This window comes from Bizionia myxarmorum (genome assembly GCF_008086205.1).
In the GTDB taxonomy this organism is placed as follows: Bacteria; Bacteroidota; Bacteroidia; order Flavobacteriales; family Flavobacteriaceae; genus Algorimicrobium; species Algorimicrobium myxarmorum.
The window spans coordinates 46,632-65,569 of the sequence record NZ_VSKK01000006.1; the positions used below are offsets into that span (position 1 = coordinate 46,632).

Annotated in this window: 15 protein-coding genes and 3 pseudogenes; 7 read left to right on the forward strand and 11 right to left on the reverse strand. The window is 34.2% G+C overall.

What is annotated here, in order from left to right; translation table 11 throughout:
* The first annotated feature begins 15 nt into the window (after positions 1 to 15).
* Positions 16 to 2,432, forward strand: a pseudogene (locus ES674_RS14840) (efflux RND transporter permease subunit).
* Positions 2,416 to 3,390, forward strand: coding sequence for a bile acid:sodium symporter family protein (locus tag ES674_RS14845; protein WP_148405343.1), 975 nt, complete (start codon positions 2,416 to 2,418; stop codon positions 3,388 to 3,390). The pseudogene ES674_RS14840 and the gene ES674_RS14845 overlap by 17 nt, the downstream one beginning before the upstream one ends.
* A gap of 801 nt (positions 3,391 to 4,191) precedes the next feature.
* Here the strand turns inward: ES674_RS14845 and ES674_RS15680 are convergent.
* Complete coding sequence (locus ES674_RS15680; RefSeq protein ID WP_262712266.1) at positions 4,192 to 4,341, reverse strand: DoxX family membrane protein; 150 nt, start codon at positions 4,339 to 4,341, stop codon at positions 4,192 to 4,194.
* Positions 4,342 to 4,462: 121 nt separating this feature from the next.
* Positions 4,463 to 5,932 (reverse strand): potassium/proton antiporter, encoded by a 1,470-nt coding sequence (locus ES674_RS14855; protein WP_148405345.1) that lies wholly within the window; start codon positions 5,930 to 5,932, stop codon positions 4,463 to 4,465.
* Positions 5,933 to 6,306: 374 nt separating this feature from the next.
* Between ES674_RS14855 and ES674_RS14860 the strand changes: the two genes are divergently transcribed.
* Complete coding sequence (locus tag ES674_RS14860) at positions 6,307 to 6,771, forward strand: transposase (RefSeq protein WP_148405347.1); 465 nt, start codon at positions 6,307 to 6,309, stop codon at positions 6,769 to 6,771.
* Between the two features lie 224 nt (positions 6,772 to 6,995).
* On the opposite strand, the gene bilR is transcribed toward ES674_RS14860, so the two are convergent.
* The 3 genes from bilR to ES674_RS14875 form a co-directional block, all read right to left on the reverse strand.
* On the reverse strand, positions 6,996 to 8,918 hold the full coding sequence (gene bilR, locus ES674_RS14865; RefSeq protein WP_246126080.1) for a bilirubin reductase, long form: 1,923 nt from the start codon (positions 8,916 to 8,918) through the stop codon (positions 6,996 to 6,998).
* An 81-nt stretch (positions 8,919 to 8,999) separates the two neighbouring features.
* Positions 9,000 to 9,713 carry a GIN domain-containing protein gene (locus ES674_RS14870; RefSeq protein WP_148405349.1) on the reverse strand — a complete coding sequence of 238 codons (714 nt, stop codon included), beginning with the start codon at positions 9,711 to 9,713 and terminating at the stop codon, positions 9,000 to 9,002.
* 117 nt (positions 9,714 to 9,830) lie between these two features.
* Positions 9,831 to 10,289, reverse strand: coding sequence for a GbsR/MarR family transcriptional regulator (locus ES674_RS14875; RefSeq protein ID WP_148405351.1), 459 nt, complete (start codon positions 10,287 to 10,289; stop codon positions 9,831 to 9,833).
* A gap of 556 nt (positions 10,290 to 10,845) precedes the next feature.
* Between ES674_RS14875 and ES674_RS14880 the strand changes: the two genes are divergently transcribed.
* From ES674_RS14880 to ES674_RS14890, 3 genes are all read left to right on the forward strand, one after another.
* Positions 10,846 to 11,322 (forward strand): Hsp20/alpha crystallin family protein, encoded by a 477-nt coding sequence (locus tag ES674_RS14880; RefSeq protein ID WP_148405352.1) that lies wholly within the window; start codon positions 10,846 to 10,848, stop codon positions 11,320 to 11,322.
* A 96-nt stretch (positions 11,323 to 11,418) separates the two neighbouring features.
* Positions 11,419 to 11,679: a hypothetical protein gene (locus tag ES674_RS14885; RefSeq protein ID WP_148405354.1), complete on the forward strand. Its 261-nt coding sequence runs from the start codon at positions 11,419 to 11,421 to the stop codon at positions 11,677 to 11,679.
* An 11-nt stretch (positions 11,680 to 11,690) separates the two neighbouring features.
* Positions 11,691 to 12,182, forward strand: a complete 492-nt coding sequence (locus tag ES674_RS14890; protein ID WP_148405356.1) for a hypothetical protein — start codon at positions 11,691 to 11,693, stop codon at positions 12,180 to 12,182.
* Positions 12,183 to 12,370: 188 nt separating this feature from the next.
* On the opposite strand, the gene ES674_RS14895 is transcribed toward ES674_RS14890, so the two are convergent.
* Positions 12,371 to 12,943 carry a DUF417 family protein gene (locus tag ES674_RS14895; RefSeq protein ID WP_148405414.1) on the reverse strand — a complete coding sequence of 191 codons (573 nt, stop codon included), beginning with the start codon at positions 12,941 to 12,943 and terminating at the stop codon, positions 12,371 to 12,373.
* Positions 12,944 to 13,235: 292 nt separating this feature from the next.
* Between ES674_RS14895 and ES674_RS15515 the strand changes: the two are divergent.
* Positions 13,236 to 14,690, forward strand: a pseudogene (locus ES674_RS15515) (IS1182 family transposase); the annotation flags it as partial.
* Between the two features lie 190 nt (positions 14,691 to 14,880).
* On the opposite strand, the gene nfsB reads toward ES674_RS15515, so the two are convergent.
* The 5 genes and pseudogenes from nfsB to ES674_RS14925 form a co-directional block, all read right to left on the reverse strand.
* Positions 14,881 to 15,540 carry an oxygen-insensitive NAD(P)H nitroreductase gene (gene nfsB, locus ES674_RS14905; RefSeq protein ID WP_148405358.1) on the reverse strand — a complete coding sequence of 220 codons (660 nt, stop codon included), beginning with the start codon at positions 15,538 to 15,540 and terminating at the stop codon, positions 14,881 to 14,883.
* Positions 15,541 to 15,564: 24 nt separating this feature from the next.
* Complete coding sequence (locus ES674_RS14910; protein WP_148405360.1) at positions 15,565 to 16,041, reverse strand: hypothetical protein; 477 nt, start codon at positions 16,039 to 16,041, stop codon at positions 15,565 to 15,567.
* 24 nt (positions 16,042 to 16,065) lie between these two features.
* Positions 16,066 to 16,938 (reverse strand): nuclear transport factor 2 family protein, encoded by an 873-nt coding sequence (locus ES674_RS14915; protein WP_148405362.1) that lies wholly within the window; start codon positions 16,936 to 16,938, stop codon positions 16,066 to 16,068.
* Positions 16,939 to 17,022: 84 nt separating this feature from the next.
* Entirely contained in the window at positions 17,023 to 17,895 is an 873-nt protein-coding gene (locus tag ES674_RS14920) for an AraC family transcriptional regulator (protein ID WP_148405364.1), read from the reverse strand.
* A 356-nt stretch (positions 17,896 to 18,251) separates the two neighbouring features.
* Positions 18,252 to 18,935: pseudogene (locus ES674_RS14925) on the reverse strand (ATPase).
* Positions 18,936 to 18,938: the final 3 nt, after the last annotated feature.

Below are 18,938 nucleotides of genomic sequence, written 5' to 3' on the forward strand. Positions count from 1 at the left end.
AAATTTGTTCAAGGTATTGTAGGCTTTTCGCTCAAGAATAGCATTATTGTATTTTTCCTGACCGCATTATTATTTATTGCAGGAATTATAAGTTATATACACACACCCATTGAAGCTTTTCCAGATGTAACAAACACACGGGCCCGTATTATTACCCAATGGCCCAGTAGAAGTGCCGAAGAAGTTGAGAAATTCGTGACACTTCCGTTAATGAAGCAGATGAATACCATCCCCAAAAAAGCGGAAGTACGTTCTATTTCTTTATTCGGCTTATCGGCAGTAACGGTCATTTTTGAAGATGATGTAGACGATTTTTATGCGCAGCAATATCCGTCTAATAGATTACAAGGAATCGATTCTCCAGAGGGTGCCGAAGCAAGTATAGATCCGCCGTATGGCGCCACTCGTGAGATATTTAGGTATGATAAAAAGTAAACGACCTATAAAAGAGATAGCTTCTATACAACATTGGGTTATACAGCGTGAACTTGTTTCTGTGCCTGGTGTTGCCGATGTAGTGAGTCCTCGAATGAACCCTCGTTATTGTGGAAACCGTCTTTGTCGCCATGCACCATAAAGCCCAAAAAGTTGGCATGGAGAAGTTTAATAAAATGAGTAAACTTGGTATTAAAAAAAAGAGTGCTGGTAGTGTAGCAACGTATATCGTTTTTGCTCAAATTATTTTAATTGTGGCGCTATTTCCTATTTTTTCATTCCAGAAAGTAGAAGGTAAAATGTTTACACCTTTAGCATTTACATTGGGTTATGCCCTGGTAGGATCATTAATTTTAAGTATCACTTTTGTTCCTGCTATTTGTAAAGTGTTATTGAAAAAGAATATTGTTGAACGCGAGAATAAAATATCACGCTTCTTTACTGAAAATTTATTTAACTTATTTCAATGGAGTAACCGCAGACGTAAGGCAACCATTATCACTTTTATAGCTTTAATTATTGGTTGTAGCGTTTCTTTTATGTTTTATGGATCCGAGTTTATACCTAAATTAAATGAAGGTGCCTTATATGTTAGAGCTACTTTACCTAATAGTGTTAATTTAGATGAATCGACAAAATTAGCTAAAGAGATGAAAGCGAAACTTCGAAAATTTAAAGAGGTGAAGTTTGTGCTAAATCAAGTAGGTAGACCAAATGATGGTACAGATCCAACAGGATTTTTTAATATAGAATTTCATATTCAATTGTTTCCAGATGGCGAATGGGACAGAGATATTGATAAAGAAGGGTTGATAGAAGAAATGCGTGCCGAATTAAATTCTTATCCCGGCGTGGTGTTTGGTTTTAGTCAGCCCATCCAAGATAATGTAGAAGAATATGTTGCGGGTGTAAAGAGTTCGCTAGTTGTTAAGATTTTTGGTTATGATTTATTTGAACTAGAAAAATATGCAGACCAAGTAGCCAATAGTATTAGAGATGTAGAAGGCATTCAAAATTTAAACGTCTATAGAAACATTGGTTTACCTGAATTACGTATTAAACTCGACGAGAAAAAAATGGGTAAATACGGTGTTGCTATGGCAGATGCTCAAGCTGTTGTAGAAATGGCCATTGGTGGTAGAGCAGCAACTACTTTTTATGAAGAAGAACGTCTGTTTGATGTGCGTATCCGTTTTGAAAAAGACTATAGAGACGACCAGAATAAAATTGGTGAAATTTTAATACCAACTATGGCCGGTAAAAAAATACCTTTACGAGAAATTGCAGATATCGACTTTTTAACGGGGCCTACCTTTATTTATAGAGAAAATAGCAGTCGTTATATTGCAGATGGATTTAGCATTGAAGGACGCGATTTAGGAAGTACCATTGCAGAAGCGAAAGCAAATGTATAACGCGATGTAAAATTACCTAAAGCCAATAAAATGACATGGGCTGGAGAATTTGAAAGTAAAGAAAGAGCTGGTAAGCAATTAGCAACCATTGTCCCTACCGTACTTTTACTTATCCTGTTATTATTATATTTTAATTTTGGAAATAAAAAAGATACGTTGATTGCTGCTGCTGCTATTCCTTTTGCTTTTGTAGGTGGTTTTTTATCTTTAGTGATTACGCAAACAGTCTTTGGAATTTCAGCAGGAATTGGCTTTATTATTCTGTTTGGAGTTAACACGATTAATAGTATTATATTAATTGCCGTTATGAAAGAGAATATGAGGATTATGCATATAAAAAATGCTATCTCTCAAGGTGTAAAAAGCAGAATTAGACCTATTGTTATGATTGCTTTAATGGGCTCTATGGGATTATTACCTGCGGCTATGTCTTCGGGAATGGAATCTGAAATTCAGAAACCATTGGCCATTATGATTGTAGGGGGATTAATATTTTGTATGATATTATCTTTTACTGTGCTACCTCAACTGTTTTATTTAGCATATAAAAACAAAGAAAGTAAACATGAAGTTAAAGATTGATAAATTTGTCCTATGTATTATTGGGACTATTTTAATAGCTTATTTTTTCCCGCAATGGGGAGCACAAGAAAGTAAAATTCCTATCGACACGATTAGTGCGATAGGAATTTCGCTTATCTTCTTTTTCTACGGATTAAAATTAAATCCGACACAGTTAAAAGCAGGACTTAAAAATTGGAAATTACATCTTTTAGTACAAAGTGCTACTTTTTTAATGTTTCCGTTATTGGTTTTATTGTTTAGACCATTAATTCAGAATGAAGAACAAGAAACCATTTGGTTGGCTTTCTTTTTCTTGGCAGCATTACCCTCTACAGTATCATCGTCTGTTGTTATGGTATCTATGGCAAAAGGAAATATACCTGCAGCTATTTTTAATGCAAGTATTTCTGGAATTATAGGAATTGCAATTACACCACTTTGGATGGGCTTGTTTGTAAATGATGCGCAGACCGATTTTGATTTTACAGATATCTACCTAAAATTGATTGTTCAAATTATTTTACCTGTAGTTTTAGGCCTCTTATTACAACGTTTTTTAGGGAAGTTTGCTCACAAACATAGTAGTAAATTAACACTGTTTGATAAGTCTATTATCTTATTAATTATCTATAAGAGCTTCGCAGAATCTTTTAATGAACATATTTTTACTGCCGTTTCTCTTTTAGATTTAGGTGCCATTTTTATAGGAGTCATCGTATTGTTTGGCATTGCTTTTTTGCTAACAGGTTTTATTTCTAGAAAATTAAAGCTTAATAATGAAGATCAGATAACTGCGCAATTTTGTGGAACTAAAAAATCATTAGTTCACGGAACCGTTTTTTCCAAAATACTATTTGGAAATATGGCGTCTATTGGGATTATATTATTGCCAATTATGTTATTTCATGCCACACAAATATTAATAATCAGCATTATAGCTTCTAAGAAAGGTAGAGAGAAAGTTCTGGAAAGTTAAATTTGATTAGTATGCTAATTTTGAGAAAACACGCTTAAATGATATTTGCTTTAATCCTACCATTTTCACGAATTTAAATCAGTCTAATGGACTTCAAAATGAATTTCCTTTATTTAAATTCATACCATGCCTACTTATCAACTATCGGATACTTATTTTAAAGAAATTTTAAGTGCTGTTGAAGTATTACCTGATGAACAAGAAGTTATAAAATAAATAATTTTAAAATTGAAAGATCCAAACTTTTGATGTTACTATATAAGGTAAAAAGATTTTCTCAAAACAATCACGGCATTGTATCGATGAATCGACTATCTCTAAATTTAAGCAAGTCATACTTTCGAATTATAATCATTTTTTATCGGTAAAAGAATATACTTCAAAATTGCACATAAGTTCAATATATTTAACGAAATGTGTTAAAAAAGCAATAGGGAAGGGTGCACAAAAAAATTAATTATAAATTATAAATTTTATATGCAAACAGATTGTTACATCAATTGGATAAATCTATAGGAGAAGTCTCTTATTCTTTAGGTTTTAATGAAATTGCTAATTTTTTTCAGTTTTTTTAACGTAATATAGGAATAACAGCGACTCAATTTCGGAAGAGTAATTGTTTAGGTATTATAAAGGTAGTGACATATAAAATATCAAATGAAAATAAAAGTTTTTTGTTATTTTGAATTAATCCCATTTATTCGTTGTAGAAAATGCATATTGCCCTGCACCAGTGAAAAAGAGCACGAAAGCACCAAACACAAATAATAGAATTAATTCAATGTCAAGACCTTCGGATTTTTATAATGCGAAAATGTTCTCTGAATGTGCCAAAAACATTGTGGTTATCATTTCAAAGAAAAAAACTTCAGAAGCCAAGCGTATTCTCAAACCTATTAAAATAAGTAATGCTGCATTTAATTCGGTCATATAAACACCGTACGCTATCATTTCCGGTAATCCCGATTAAGTTGGCATATTTTTGATTCTTTCTAGATTACTTAATTTAGCGACACCTTTAAATAGCATCAGTGCTGCGATTGTTATTCTTAAGAGAAACAATCCTAAATCGTTATATCTTCTTGTTTTTTAGCGTTTTATAAACTGCATCAAAAATTTTAGATTGATCGGCAAGGACAATTAGCGTATCATTTGCTTCAATTTTTGTTAAGCCGTTTGGAATAATATAGCTATTATCCCTTTTAATCATTGCTATAATGGCGTTTTTTGGAAAGCTTAATTCTACGATTTTCTTATCCACCGCATAGCAATTTGATGTTATCAGGAGTTCTTTCATTTTGGCTTTTGGATGTTCAGCCAGTAGCAAATCGGTTGCATTCAATTTCTTTTGTGTTTCAGGCAATCCGACTTTTAACCATTTTGCAACAATGGAGAGTGTCGTTCCTTGTATCAAAATTGAAGTTACCGAAATAAAAAACACAATGTTAAAAATCATATTTGCTTTTTCAATTCCTGCTAAAAGCGGATATGTAGCAAACACAATTGGAACAGCACCACGCAATCCAACCCAAGAGATGTAAAACCGTCTTTTTAGTTTCATTTTGAAAAACATAAGACTTATAAATACTCCAATGGGTCGTGCCACCAATATAAGGAATACTGAAATTAGCAGGCCAATGCCCATGTAAGGAACGATTTGTGAAGGAAAAACAAGCAAGCCTAACGTTAGGAAAAGTACAATTTGCATGAGCCATGCCAAACCATCAAACATTTTCATAATGGTCTTTTTATGTATGAGTTCTTGGTTTCCTAAATATACCGCACAAATGTAAATGGAAAGAAATCCATTACCACCTACAAAATCGGTGGCAGAAAACGTTATAAACATTAAGGCTATCACTAAAACAGGATAAAGTCCTTCAAAGTCCAGTTTAATTTTGTTGATGATATATTTGCTCAATACTCCAAAGCCAATTCCCAAAATACCACCCAAAACCATTTGTTGAAAAAACAAGGGGATTATAGAAATAAAACTTTGATCTTGATTGATTACCAGAGTTAAAAAGGCAATGGTCAGCACATACGCCATTGGGTCGTTACTTCCGCTTTCCATCTCTAAAGTGGGTCTTAAATTGGTTTTTAAAGCCAGACTTTTTGAGCGTAAAATTGAAAATACAGCAGCCGCATCTGTGGAGGATACAATAGAACCCAGTAACAAACTTTCATAAATAGTAAAATCAGTAATAAACCATACAAAGGTTCCAAGAGAAACCGCTGTCAATAAAACGCCTAATGTTGATAAAGCAATGCCTTCGCGAAGAATGGGTTTAACGGCTTTCCAATTGGTGTCAAGTCCACCTGAAAATAAAATAAAATTTAAAGAAACAATGCCAATGAATTGCGCAAGTTGAGGATCATCAAAACGGATTCCTCCGATACCATCAGAACCTGCCAGCATTCCAATTCCCAAGAATAATAATAAGGTTGGAACACCAAATTTGTATGAGGTTTTACCTGCAAAAACACTAACAAGAAGTAATAAAGAACCGACTAGTAGTATATTTTCAATGGTTAAATTCACTCTATTTACGTTTAGATTTTATGTTGCGAAGATACTATGATAGATATAAAAAGTCGATATAATTGTGATCTAGTTTTTTGGTTTAATAAATTTTATTTTGACTTGGATTCGAACTGTTTCATGAGTATTAATTGGATTTTTGATTTTTAATGTACGCCTTTTATAATCTTATACTGCTCAAACGACTCATTGATACAGCGAACATCCAAATCTGATTGCTAATTAGAATATTTTAAGTGCGCAAGCAATAACAAGCCTTTTATGAAGTCATGCTTATTATTTATTATATAGTAACGGACTTCTGCAATAATCTAAAGACAGAATAGTACATGCGATTCGTTTTTATTTACTCGGTGTTCAGGTCTGATAAATGAATCAGGCCATTTTACCTTGGTTATGGTTCTGGAACCTTAAAAAAGGAATATCGCGGCACAGCGCATCAATGTAAGGACTGCTCAATAAAGTTGCGCTGTTTGGGTAAAACTGCCAAAGAGAAAAAGTTTTCTGTCACCTATTACAAAGCAGAATATGAACGTAATATAAAACGTGTAAATAGTACGCAAGGCAGCTATAAGAAAGGCAAACGGCAAAGTATGGTAGAACCCGTTTTTGGAACCTTAACCCAATTTATGGGTTTAAGGAAAATAAATACCATAGGAATAAACCAGACAAACAAGGTCATGTATTTAGCAGCCATAGCATACAATCTTAAAAAACACTTGAAATTCACACAGAAACTATCTAAAACCAAGGCAAAAGCACTTGTCCTGATATTTTCTAAAATAAATGGACTCCAAAACGGAATAATCTTCAATTTCCACCAACCAAAATTTAATTAAATGGCAGTTGAAGAAAATTAAAAAAGCCCTAAAAAAGGGCTTAATTGTGTTTTGGTCATAAATTTTTAGAGCGTTGTGAAACGGTTACCTTTATTACCACCAGTATTTTCATTTCTTTTCTAATTTCTTTAATTCGGTATTTGTTGTTGGAAGATCTCCATTCTTATTTATACCGCTACAATTACATCAGTTCCATCAATCGGCTTACGAGTATCATCACTATTTTAAAGTGCATTGGCTGCATCATATCCAGTTTTGATAGCATGCGAAATATTGGAAACCTTTGAACAGTCACCTACTTTAACAACCGAAATGCCGTGGTCGCTCAAAGCTGTCGTATCGAATTTCTCGGGATGCGAGCCACTCGCCATCACAACATAGTCGCACGGAATTTTTACAACCTTACCATTCGGTTCTTCGCAGATTAATTCACCCACCGTAATGTTAGTCACTTTGTGTTCTGTAAACTGCGCCACCCCATGCTTGTTAAATAGTTCGAGCATTGTAGGTAAAACGGTGGGGCCGATCTCGCCTGCAATCTTGTCGCGCATTTCCACTATAGATACTTTACAGCCTTGCTCGGCAAGGTATTCAGCCGTCTCACAGCCTACCATACCGCCTCCTATAACTGCCACACGGCCAGACACGTTTTGCTCGTCTGCGAGCACCTTCCAGGCATCACACACATTAGGACCATTCACGCCTGAGATTGGGGGAATAAAATTTGTTGCGCCTACCGCTACAATCACAGCTTCGGGTGCCATTGCCAGAATACGCTCGGTGGTTGCCTTTTCACCCAACCGTAGTACTACGCCATTGGAAAGTATAGCGTGCTCAAGATCTTCCACTGTACGACGTATTTCACTCTTCCTTGGAGGTTTGTCTGCGATGTTCAATTGCCCACCAAGCTTGGTATCTTTTTCAATTAGCGTTACATGATGGCCTTTAATTGCAGCAACCCGTGCGGCTTCAAGCCCAGCGGGACCGCCTCCGATAACCACCACCTTTTTCTTTACGTTTGTCTGAATGATGATACGCGATTCTTCAAAGCCGTTTTCGGCATTAACAACACAAGCAATGAACCCTCCGCTCATTACCGCATCTACGCATCCTTCGTTGCAGCCAATACAGCGAATAATACTTTTTGCCTTTCCGGCGGCAGCCTTATTTATCCAGTCAGGATCTGCCAAGAGTGCACGCCCAATGCCTACCATGTCAACTCTGCCAGCTTCAAGTAATTCTTCCGCCATCTCAGGATCGATGATTCGTCCTGAGGTGCTGACAGGAATAGTGACTGCTTGCTTAACTGTACCTGCAATGTCCGCAAAGAAACAGTAGGGCTGTACACCCATCGGAGGAATGGTGTCTGCCAAGTTTCCGGTATGATTCGCCTGAGCAACATGCAGCATATGTACACCAGCTTCTTCAAGCAACCTGGCGAATTGCGGAGCATCAGTCTCATCTATACCGCCTTTTCCAAGTGTTGGAGTTACTACAGGTAATTTATATTCGATGATCATTTCTGGCACAGCTTCTCTTAGCGCTTTTACCAACATTAATGCAAATCGGGTTCTGTTTTCTAGGCTGCCTCCAAACTTGTCAGTTCGATAATTCATTTTCGTGCTGCATAGTGCGCCCACAAGTCTGTCGCCATGCACCTGAATGGCATCAATCCCCGCTTTTTGAGCGCGTACAGCACAGGCGCACATCTTTTTAAGAATTTCCATCAAAGCTTCCTCCGTCACTTCGTTAACGAAATTATCCATATCATGGTGTAACCGCGCACGTACTTTGTCCTGTTCACCATTGGCAAACATTAAGTTGAGGGCATCGACGTCATATTCTGGATGAAAAATTTGTACACCGAGCTTTGCGCCATACGCATGCACACTATCTGCGAGTAATCGAAAGCTCTCGATCTGGCTATCGTCAAACAGCTTTGGAGTGGGGGCAAAACTTCGGATAGGCGCTACATCGCCTAGAACGATATAACCCACACCTCCCTGAGCAAGTCGGGTATAAAAAGCACGACTCTGTGCGCTTATACTTCCGTCTTTAGCTTCATAGCCGGTGGTGAGCGGAGGAAGCAATAGCCGATTCTTGAACGTAACGCCACCAATGGTGATCGGTTCTAATATTTTCATCATGATTTTTTATGTATTTTGTATTAATCATAAAAGTCAAGTAATACGCTGACTTTTATATAATCATTGAAATGTCGAATTGGGTTATTTGATTCTATTGACTTTCCCTAATGTAGATATATCAGTTTTTACGTCTGTGGGGTTGCCGTAGTAATTTATGTTGCCTAACCCTTTCATTGTAATATCGATGCTATCTTCAGCATAAACAGACATATTCTCCATGCCTTCGCTAACTACTTTTACCCTTTTAGACTTAAATTCTGAAGCATTTATTTCTCCTAATCCTACCGAATTAATAGAGGTCCAATTTGAGCTTCCTTTTATTTTAATAGAGCCAATAGATTTAGAGATTAAGTTAAATTTTTCTACCTGGAAATTGTCTATTATAATTTCTCCAACCCCTTTGTTAGTAATGTTTACTTCGTCACCAATAAAATTATTCTTAATGTGAAGGGTACCTATACTTTCAAAGTTTACTTTAGTTAGGTGAGGAGAACCTACTTTTATAACAAGTTTCTTTTTACCAGTGAACTTTCGTTTATTTCTCAATTCAATAGAAAGTTCTCCTTTGTCATCTGATACTTTTAAGGCTTCAATTAAAATGGAGCTACCCGAAACATTTAAATAGGCACTATCGGATTGTTCATAAATAACGTCTCCGATTAGTTCTAAATTCAAATTTGTAAATTCGGAAATATCATAAGTCTTTAAGGTATTCGAATCTGACTTTGACTCATTGCAGGAAACCAGAGAGAATAGTATAAAGACCGCTGTAATTAAAATAATTGCTTTTTTCATGTTTTGTATTTATTTATTATTAAATATAAAGTATATCTAATGACGATTATTCCACTTATAGCACATCATGAGTATTATTTAGTTTCGAACTTTTAGAACTAACTTTGGAAAAAAAAATTAAGATTTATTCCATGTATCTATTGTTTTCCTAATTTCATTAGATAAATGTGTTTGAAATTCATGCAGTTGTCTTAAGTCATCGTTGAATTCTTTACTATTGGACTTCCCTCTAAATTCTAATACATCTTCCAGAAGCAGATTGAAGGAGCCCATGCTTTTTTCAAATCCTTTTTTCCAACCATCAACATCTATCATAAAATAGCGTTTCCTATCACCACTGAAGGTTCGGTAAGTAAGTGTTCCTTCTTTCAAATACATATTCACGGCATTACTAATCGAGCTTTTACCAGCACTTAAAAATCCTACGATGTCATCAAAGCTGCGATAGGGTGGGTCTGATAATAACAAATAGGCAAATACCCGCCCTTCAATGGGTGTTCTACCATACTTTTCTATGGATACACCTAACTTTTCTACCTTTTCCTTCAGTGCTTTTACCTGTGCTTGATCATTCATAATGCAAACCTACTAAAAATTGTTTAGTTCTGTAATTTCAGAACCAATAATGTTTTAAACTAACGGGATAATCGGTAATTTGCTACGCGTAAATGGTCTATAACTAACTGTTTAGTTTTTAGTTAATTTATTTCTGGAATAGTACATTTTTTGTTATTGACGGTAGCGACGGTTTTGAAAAGTAGCGTGTAAGCAACCTCGAACCTTTCGGAGTAGCACACACCATAAATATATAAAGAAACCAATGAATTAGGCCTTTTGTAGCAATTTTATATAAATATTGTCGTGTGTAGTGTATATCCCAAGCTGTGATTCGGTAGGCTTTATTTTTCACATCTAATTTCCATTTTTTAATATATGTTCAAATGTAAATATGTCATTTTATTGTGAGTAAATATGACAATTATTCAGAATTATGACAAAATTTCATAGAATAAAAGACAAAATCCCCAGCAAAAGTCCTTTATGCGATTTTGGTATTTAATTTGTTTAAGTTGAAATGAAATCGAGATAGATTTCAAGACTTGAAATAATGTTTAATTTAAATTTTTTAATTATGAGCAATTTAGCAACTGTTCCTAAAAGTGGAAGTTTAGCGAACAGAAATTCAAATCAAAACTTCCCAACTGTATCAAACTGGTTAGAAGATATCTTTAACAGAGACCTACAATCAGTATTTACCGCAAATTTTAATACGGGCATTACGTTACCAAAAGTAAATATTAAGGAAACTGCTGATGCCTTTATGGTAGAAATGGCGGTTCCGGGTCTGAAGAAATCAGATTTCCATATTGACCTCGATAATGAAGTATTATCTATTTCCACAGAAACGAAGGAAGAAAGTGAACACAAGGAAGAAAATTATACGCGTAGAGAGTTTGGTTATTCTTCGTTCAAAAGAACCTTTAATCTGCCAGAAAGTGTAAACGATGAAAAGATTCATGCCAACTATGAAAATGGTATTTTGAGTATTCTTTTACCGAAAAAAGAAGAGGCTAAACAAAAGCCTGCCAGAAGTATTAAGATTTCATAATTGTTTCACCAAACTTTAGAGTAAAAAATTAAGAAGGATGCTGATTTATTCAGCATCCTCTTAATAATCAGTTTAATTCTTTAAAACTATATCGTTATGCCAAGAAAGTTTAAATCTGGGGATTGGGTAAAAGTTAAAGGAAAACGTACCGCTCCAAAAATGCAAGTTCTCAAATATGTTCCAAAAAAAGATTCCTTAATTGGTTTGGTTAATTATGACACGTATTTGGAATGTGTTTGGTATAAAAATGGTGAACGGAAATGTGAAGTGTTCCACCAAAATAAGTTGATAAAAACCATAGAAAGTGGTGGACTGTTTACAACATTTTTGCCAACGCCTAAATTAAGTTTAACCTAAAATCTAAAGTGATGAAAAAGTATTTTTTATTATTTATGGTTGGCTTGTTAAGCATTAGTTGCAATGGACAAAAAAAGGACCAAAAGACGGAAATAAAAGAAAATGATGACAAGTTAGTTGAACAGCCTAAAGCCACTTGGAAAGTCGATAAGGAATTTGATGAAAACGGGAATTTAATAAGATATGATAGTATTTATTCTTGGTCATCCAATGGCAAATTTGATAATCTTTCAATGTCCGATAAGGATAGTTTGATGCAATCGTTTAAATCAAAATTCTTTAAAAATTATTCAGGATTTGAAAACGAAGGGTTTTCAGCTATTTTTTCTCAAGACTCACTATTTAGTAACCGTTTCTTTAATGATGATTTCTTTGGAAGTAATTTTGGTAATGATTTTATGGACATTGATAAATTAAGGCAAGAAATGATTGCAAGGCAAAAGAAGTTTTTAGAAAAATATCAGTCCGAATTCATTAAACCTGAAGAAAAAGACGAAAACTAAATTGTTTTCGTCTTTTTCTTTTTTTTAGTTCGAAGTTTTTCTGCATTACACACAACCGTTAGTATAGGAAAATCAGATGATTACGAAATACGAAACTTTCGTTTAAACACAAAGTTTGATACGAGCCAAAGGCCTTGAATTTATTACTGTGTCGTCTATTTTTAATATACATCGTTGTAGGTTGTGCTTTATTCTTTTATTAATATTTGTTTGGCACAGTCGGATGCACAAATTAATCCCGCAGCCATCATTATTACATCTTTCAATACTAAACGTCCTGCACCAGATAAATATGGGAAACCAAATTGAGGTGTCGGAAAATCTCCGCCCAAATTTGGAACGTAAACTTCAGGTGTGGTTATCAAAAATGTCAAGGTTACTATTGACATACCAAAAGTTAAAATTCCGCCAATTAGTCCAATTTTAGCAAACCATATTCCTAATAAAGTCAATATGCCAATAATTACAATCACAGTGCCTAATCCATAAGCAAAAATATAAGTTCTGTTTTCTTTATGCCAATCAATGTTGTTTTGAAACGTTTTACCTTCTGGATTTTTATGTACTTTATATTCAGTTGCTTCTTTGTTATAAAAAAAAGACATTAACGGGCTATTGGCAACAAAGGGTACAATTCCGTCAGCTTCGTATTGATAGGCTTTAAGTCCGCCTATCCAAGCCATTACTATAAAAATTGACATTCTCGTCAAATTAATAAATTGTGATTGACTGCCTGCTAAAATTGAAATTAATCTATTTATAAATTTTGTCATTATTTTTATGATATTATTATTTTAGATTTTCGTGATTCTTGCATTACCTACAACGGTCTGTGTATGATAAGTGCGGGTTTGCGTCCGAGGATTTTCCGCAGGAAAATCGGAAGGTAGTAAACACGCAACTACCATTAAGTTAAGCACCAAAGTAAGCATTTTTTATACACCATGTGCCTGTTGCACAACTCTGTTGATAAAGTTACCACAATGGTTATAAACCTGCAATAAAAATCATTAACTTACTGATATGTAAGGCAAAAAGACATATCAGGAGAAGCTGTTTACCGATTTTTTATTGAGTGAACGTGTACCAGAGCACAACTTTTATCGACAGCTTAAAAGTGTATTAGATTTAAAGTACTTATACAAATTAACCGAACCGTTTTACGGTGTTACAGGTCAAAAGAGTATTGATCCTGTGGTTTTTTTTAAACTGTGTTTGGTTGGTTATTTGGAAAACATTATCAGCGATAGGAAATTAATCCAACATAGCAGTATGCGTTTGGATATTTTATTTTTTATCAATTATGATTTGGATGATGAATTTCCTTGGCATTCTACCATTAGCCGAACACGCCAACTCTTTCCAGAGGATATATTTGAATAAGTTTTCACCAATGTGCTGCACATGTGTATTGAAAAAGGTATGGTTAGTGGTCATACTCAAACTATAGATTCAGCGCCAATAAAAGCCAATGCTTCCATGGATAGTTTAGAACTTAAAGTGGCTGAAGAAGATTTAGCTTCACATTTACAGAAAATACGGCACATTAGTGCCATGGATAAAGAAGTTCCATTACGAAAAAGTAAAGAAAATAAGGCTAGTAAAGAACAGCAAACAATAAGTGCCAATCAGCAGGAACTTGGAGCCATAAAGAGTAGGAATAAAAAGTGGGCAAAAGACCAAGACCAACGGCAAGGAGCAGGAAATAAAGGCAGTAAATACACGAGCAATAAAACCCATTACAGTCCCACTGACCCAGATGCACGCATTAGTGTTAAACCAGGAAAGGCAAGAAAGCTTAATTACATGAGCCAATTAAGTGTAGATACGGGACACCATGTTATAACGGATATTTGGGCTTACCACGCCGATAAAAGAGACAATCAGTATTTACAAGATATAGTCGGACGTTTAAAGCCGAGATTAAACCGCTTCGGATTACTTTGGCATAATTGCGTGGCTGATACAGGCTACAGTAGTGGTGAGAACTATGCGTTTTTAGAGCAGATTAACTTACAGAGTTTTATTCCACCTCAGGGCACCTATAAAGGCGGTCCAGATAATTTTCATCACAGTAAAGATCAAGACCATTATGTTTATTCTCAAGGCGAGATTATTCCCTTTAAAAAAGTGTTTAATGATTATCGTACAGGAACCTTAAAAAAGGAATATCGCGGCACAACACATCAATGTAAGGACTGCCCAATAAAGTTGCGCTGTTTGGGTAAAACTGCCAAAGAGAAAAAATTTTCTGTAACGTATTACAAAGCAGAATATGAACGTAATATAAAACGTGTAAATAGTCCGCAAGGCAGCTATATGAAAGGCAAACGGCAAAGTACGGTAGAACCCGTTTTTGGAACACTCACCCAATTTATGGGTTTAAGGAAAATAAATACCATAGGAATAAACCAGGCAAATAAGGTCATGCATTTAGCAGCCATGGCATACAACCTTAAAAAGTACTTGAAGTTTACACAGAAACTGTCAAAAACCAAGGCAAAAGCACTTGGTCTTATAGTTTCTAAAATAAATGGACTCCAAAACCTAATAATCTTCAATTTCCACCAACCAAAATTTAATTAAATGGCATTTTAAGAAAATTAAAAAAGCCCTAAAAAGGGCTTAAATGTGTTTTGGGCATAAATTTTTAGAGCGTTGTGCAACGGTTACCGGTGTTGGCACCGGGCTTTTGCCGCTATAGAACTGTCATAGTTTCTTGTTCTGAAAGTCTTGATTTTGGTGTTTTATCTGTAGTATTAAAATCACTTTCAGTTCTATAGCCAATAGAAACGGCTGTTATTGCTGTAAATCCTTTTTCACGCAAACCAAATTCTTCATCAAGTGCTTTCATATCAAGTCCTTCCATAGGGCACGCATCAATACCAAGAGTTGCAACACCTAATAAGAAATTACCAATATTTAGATAAACTTGTTTTTCCATCCAATGTTGTAAGTCTTTTAAATCGTATTTATGAATATCGGCAAAAATATTCCTTCCTCCATTTACATTTTGTTTAATTTCTTCATTGGGGAATCTTCCATCTTTGTCTTCAATGTCTAATACGTGTTGCATATATTCTTCATTTGCAGTTATTTTAGAACAAAACAAAACTGTATGTGAAGCATTTAAAACCTTTGATCTGTTAAAATGAAAAAAGCCTTCGGTTCCTTTTGCCATTCTTTTTTTTCCTTCTTCTGAATTTGCAATAACAAAATGCCAAGGTTGTAAATTTGTACTTGAAGGACTCATTCTTAAAATCGCTTTTACTTTAGCAAAATCTGCTTCAGATATTTTTTTATTAGGGTCAAAATCCTTTGTGGAATATCTCCAGTTTAATGCTTTAATTACATCCATATTTTAATAAATTTTATTGATATTTCAATCTTTAAGTAGTTCGGTAAGATATTTATTAGTGTATTTTTCTCCAAAATTATCTATAGTAATTGCAAACGATAAGTGTAAAATTAATGCCGTAAAAACACCAAAAAGTAATGATTTTGAGCTTAAAAAAGACATTATTAAAATAAGTAAGACTATTAAAATACCGTAGATTAATTTTAATCTAAAGAATGATTTTAAGGCTTTTTCAGTACTTATAGTTTCCGCTTTTGTGAATGCAGGATTTCCACTTTCATAGGTAGAAATTTTAGCGTCTATTTTTTGTTGATATTTAATATAAGTTGGAAATATTACTGCCATTTCTATGATGCCAAGAATAAGCATTGTAATCGCAAAACTTTTGTGATTTGAGAATATTAAAAAAAGTAAACCAGCAACTAAAGAAACACTACCTATTATTCCTGTAAAAAGAATCAAAGTTCTTTCACTATTTAAAAATTCTAATATGGATTCCATAGTTATTGGGTTGCTTTTCATTAATTAAAAATTAAATTTTCCGTTATTATTTTTCCATTCAGCTTTCGTTGCTATAGTTTCCATAACATCCCAATGTTCAGCTATTTTTCCATTCTCAACACGGAACAAGTCGTAAAACGAAGTTGCTTTACCTGCAAACGAACCTTCGCTAACAGTCAATACAAAATTACCTTCGCCCAAAACTTTATGCACTTTGTCGTATTTCATTGTAATTCCTTGCGAAGCCATATATTCCAAAGCGTTTCCAAGTCCTGAAAGTCCGTTAGCCATTTGTGGATTGTGTTGAATATAATTGTCGCCATCAAAGTATCCAGTCAATTTTTCCATTTTACCGTTTACTAAAATGTCATTCACAAAATTGCTAACCAAAGTTTTATTTTCTTCTGTCTTATTGATGTTCTCTATTTTAGTTGTTCCATTAATCATTGTGTTACCACTCGGATTTGGATTTGCTGGTGTTTCTTGTAAATTGTCCCAATGTTCAACTATTTTTCCATTTTCAAATCTGAAAATATCGAAACCGATTTTTGGTCCGAAAAAGTTGTAATCAGTTTGCGTAAAAACAAAATCGCCATCTTCAAAAGCTCTAATTGTGTTTACTTTCGCGGAGTTCGGTGGAAGTTGTTGCAATAATGCTCCAAATCCAGCAAGTCCGTCTTCAACTCCAAGATTATGTTGAATATATTTTTCTGGATTAATATAACCTGCTGGCTCTTGAGCACCAGTTTCTATGCTTTTTAAAAGAGCAATTACTTTTTCTTTGTTTGAAATTTCCATTTTTTCCTCTTTTTTAAGGTTTGAATTTGTTTTTTGACTATTACAGGCTGTAAAACCTATTGCCAAAATTACCGTTGCACTTAATAGTATCTTTTTCATTATTTATTGTTTTAAATTGATACTGCAAAGTTGCAATGAAATAGAAGAAAAGAAACGATAAAAACAGTCCTTTGAATGATACTTTTAAGCTGAAGTAAATTCTGTTCTGAATTCAACAGGTGTTTTATCTGTGTGTTTTTTGAAGTATTTGATAAAGTTGGTAGGTTCTTCAAAACCTAACGAAAAAGCAATTTCTTTGATACTTTCATTTGTGTGTGCCAAAATTCTTTTTGATTCAAGTAAGACTCTTTCATCAATAATTTCTTTTGGTGTTTTTCCGAATATTTTTGTCGTGGCTTGGTTCAGTCTTTTAGATGTCAAGTGCATTTTTTGAGAATAAAAGCTCACTTTTTTATGGTTTATAAAATTTATATCCAAAAGGTCTTTTAAAATCAGAGCGTAATCAAAATCATCATCTTTTTTTATTTCTATAAAATTTTGATTTCGTCTCTCCCTTTCGGAATTCAACAAAAGGTTTCGTAAATCATTACGAAGTATGTCTGATTGATAATTGTCTTTAAGATTCTCTAATTCGGTTTCCAATTGCTGAAAAATACTGGCAAAAGTTGAATTTGATTTTGAAACATTAATTTGAGTAATTGAAAGTAAGTCGTTGAACAAAATGCTACTTCTTAAAAATTTAGTGTCCATTTCAGTTTTGCAGAAAAAACTGTCGGTAAATAAAATCATTTTTCCGCTGAAGTTCGTTTCATTGTCAAAAAGTTGAACGCTATTTTTATTTACAAAAAGTAAAGAATTGGGTTTAATTTTAATTGGATTGAAATCAACTATATGTGTTGGTGAACCTTTTTGGAACCACAAAATTTGGTAAAATTCCGCTCTATGTGGTTTTGTGATTTCGTCTGGAAATTCGTTAAAAAGAAAGTCAAAATCAATGATTTCAAATTCCTGTGGAAGTCCTTCTTTGAAATCGTATTTTTGAATTATTTCCTTCACTTTGTTATGAGTTCTGTGGTTTTTTTCCGCCTTGTGCCCAACGTGTTATATGAGCACTAATATAGTAGTTTTGGGCGATAATTGCCGGGATATAAATAGATTTTGATTTGGAGTGATTTAAATTGGTGTTTTTATAATGGCATCATTTAATCATTAATATTAAAATTTTTAAAATAAAACGCCATTTCGTAAGCAGGGATGAGGTTGGTGGTTTTCTTTTAACCAGTTCCAGAAAGTGTTTGGATTTTTCATGATAGTGGGATTTTAAGTTATCGTTTGTCTTGTGAATTTTACTCATAGGTATTTATTTTAAATTAATGAGTTAGTGAATCTTATATTTTAGAATTTTTTTGGTTTTATCGTTTGTCCTTTGAAGATTTATCAAAAGCCAAAAGGTTAAACATGGTACGCATTCTGGAACGGACTCGGTTTCCTTAGCGTTCTTCTATTTCTAGGGCGTTTAGGTTTGTTGTGGCGTGGGTTTTATAATATAATTTTGGATTATTGGCTTCTTTTTTTTGCAGCGATAGGTCATATCGAGATAATAGTATTTCCCCCATAACGTTGCAGTCTTTTCCATAGTGCCTGCCGGTTGGTTCCACGCCCAGGTCGTCGAAACAATAGAAATCATCATTGCCATAATCTTCGATGGTTTTAAAGCCCAAATGGTTAAAGCTAAAAACCGCGTTACAACAAGGGATGATTTTATAAAAACGTCTGTGTGGTGTTAGGTGTCGCAAGAGTTTCATTAAACTTGTTTTCCCACAACCTACCGGGCCAGTTAATAAAACACCTTTGTTTGGGTCGATATCTAGTTTGACGCAGTAGTCTAAATCTTGAATGGTGTAGATGCACAGTTTGAAAAGAATAGCATGATCTTCATCGTGAATTTTGAAGGCTTGGCCAAAAAGCAATTTTCCTTTAGCTTCCAAGTAGATTAGAATTTTTTGAAAATCGTAATGGATGCAGTTTTTGTCTATTTCGCCTAGTTGGTAATCGATGCCGCCTTCTGTGATGATGTTTGGTTTTAGGTTTTTCATGTT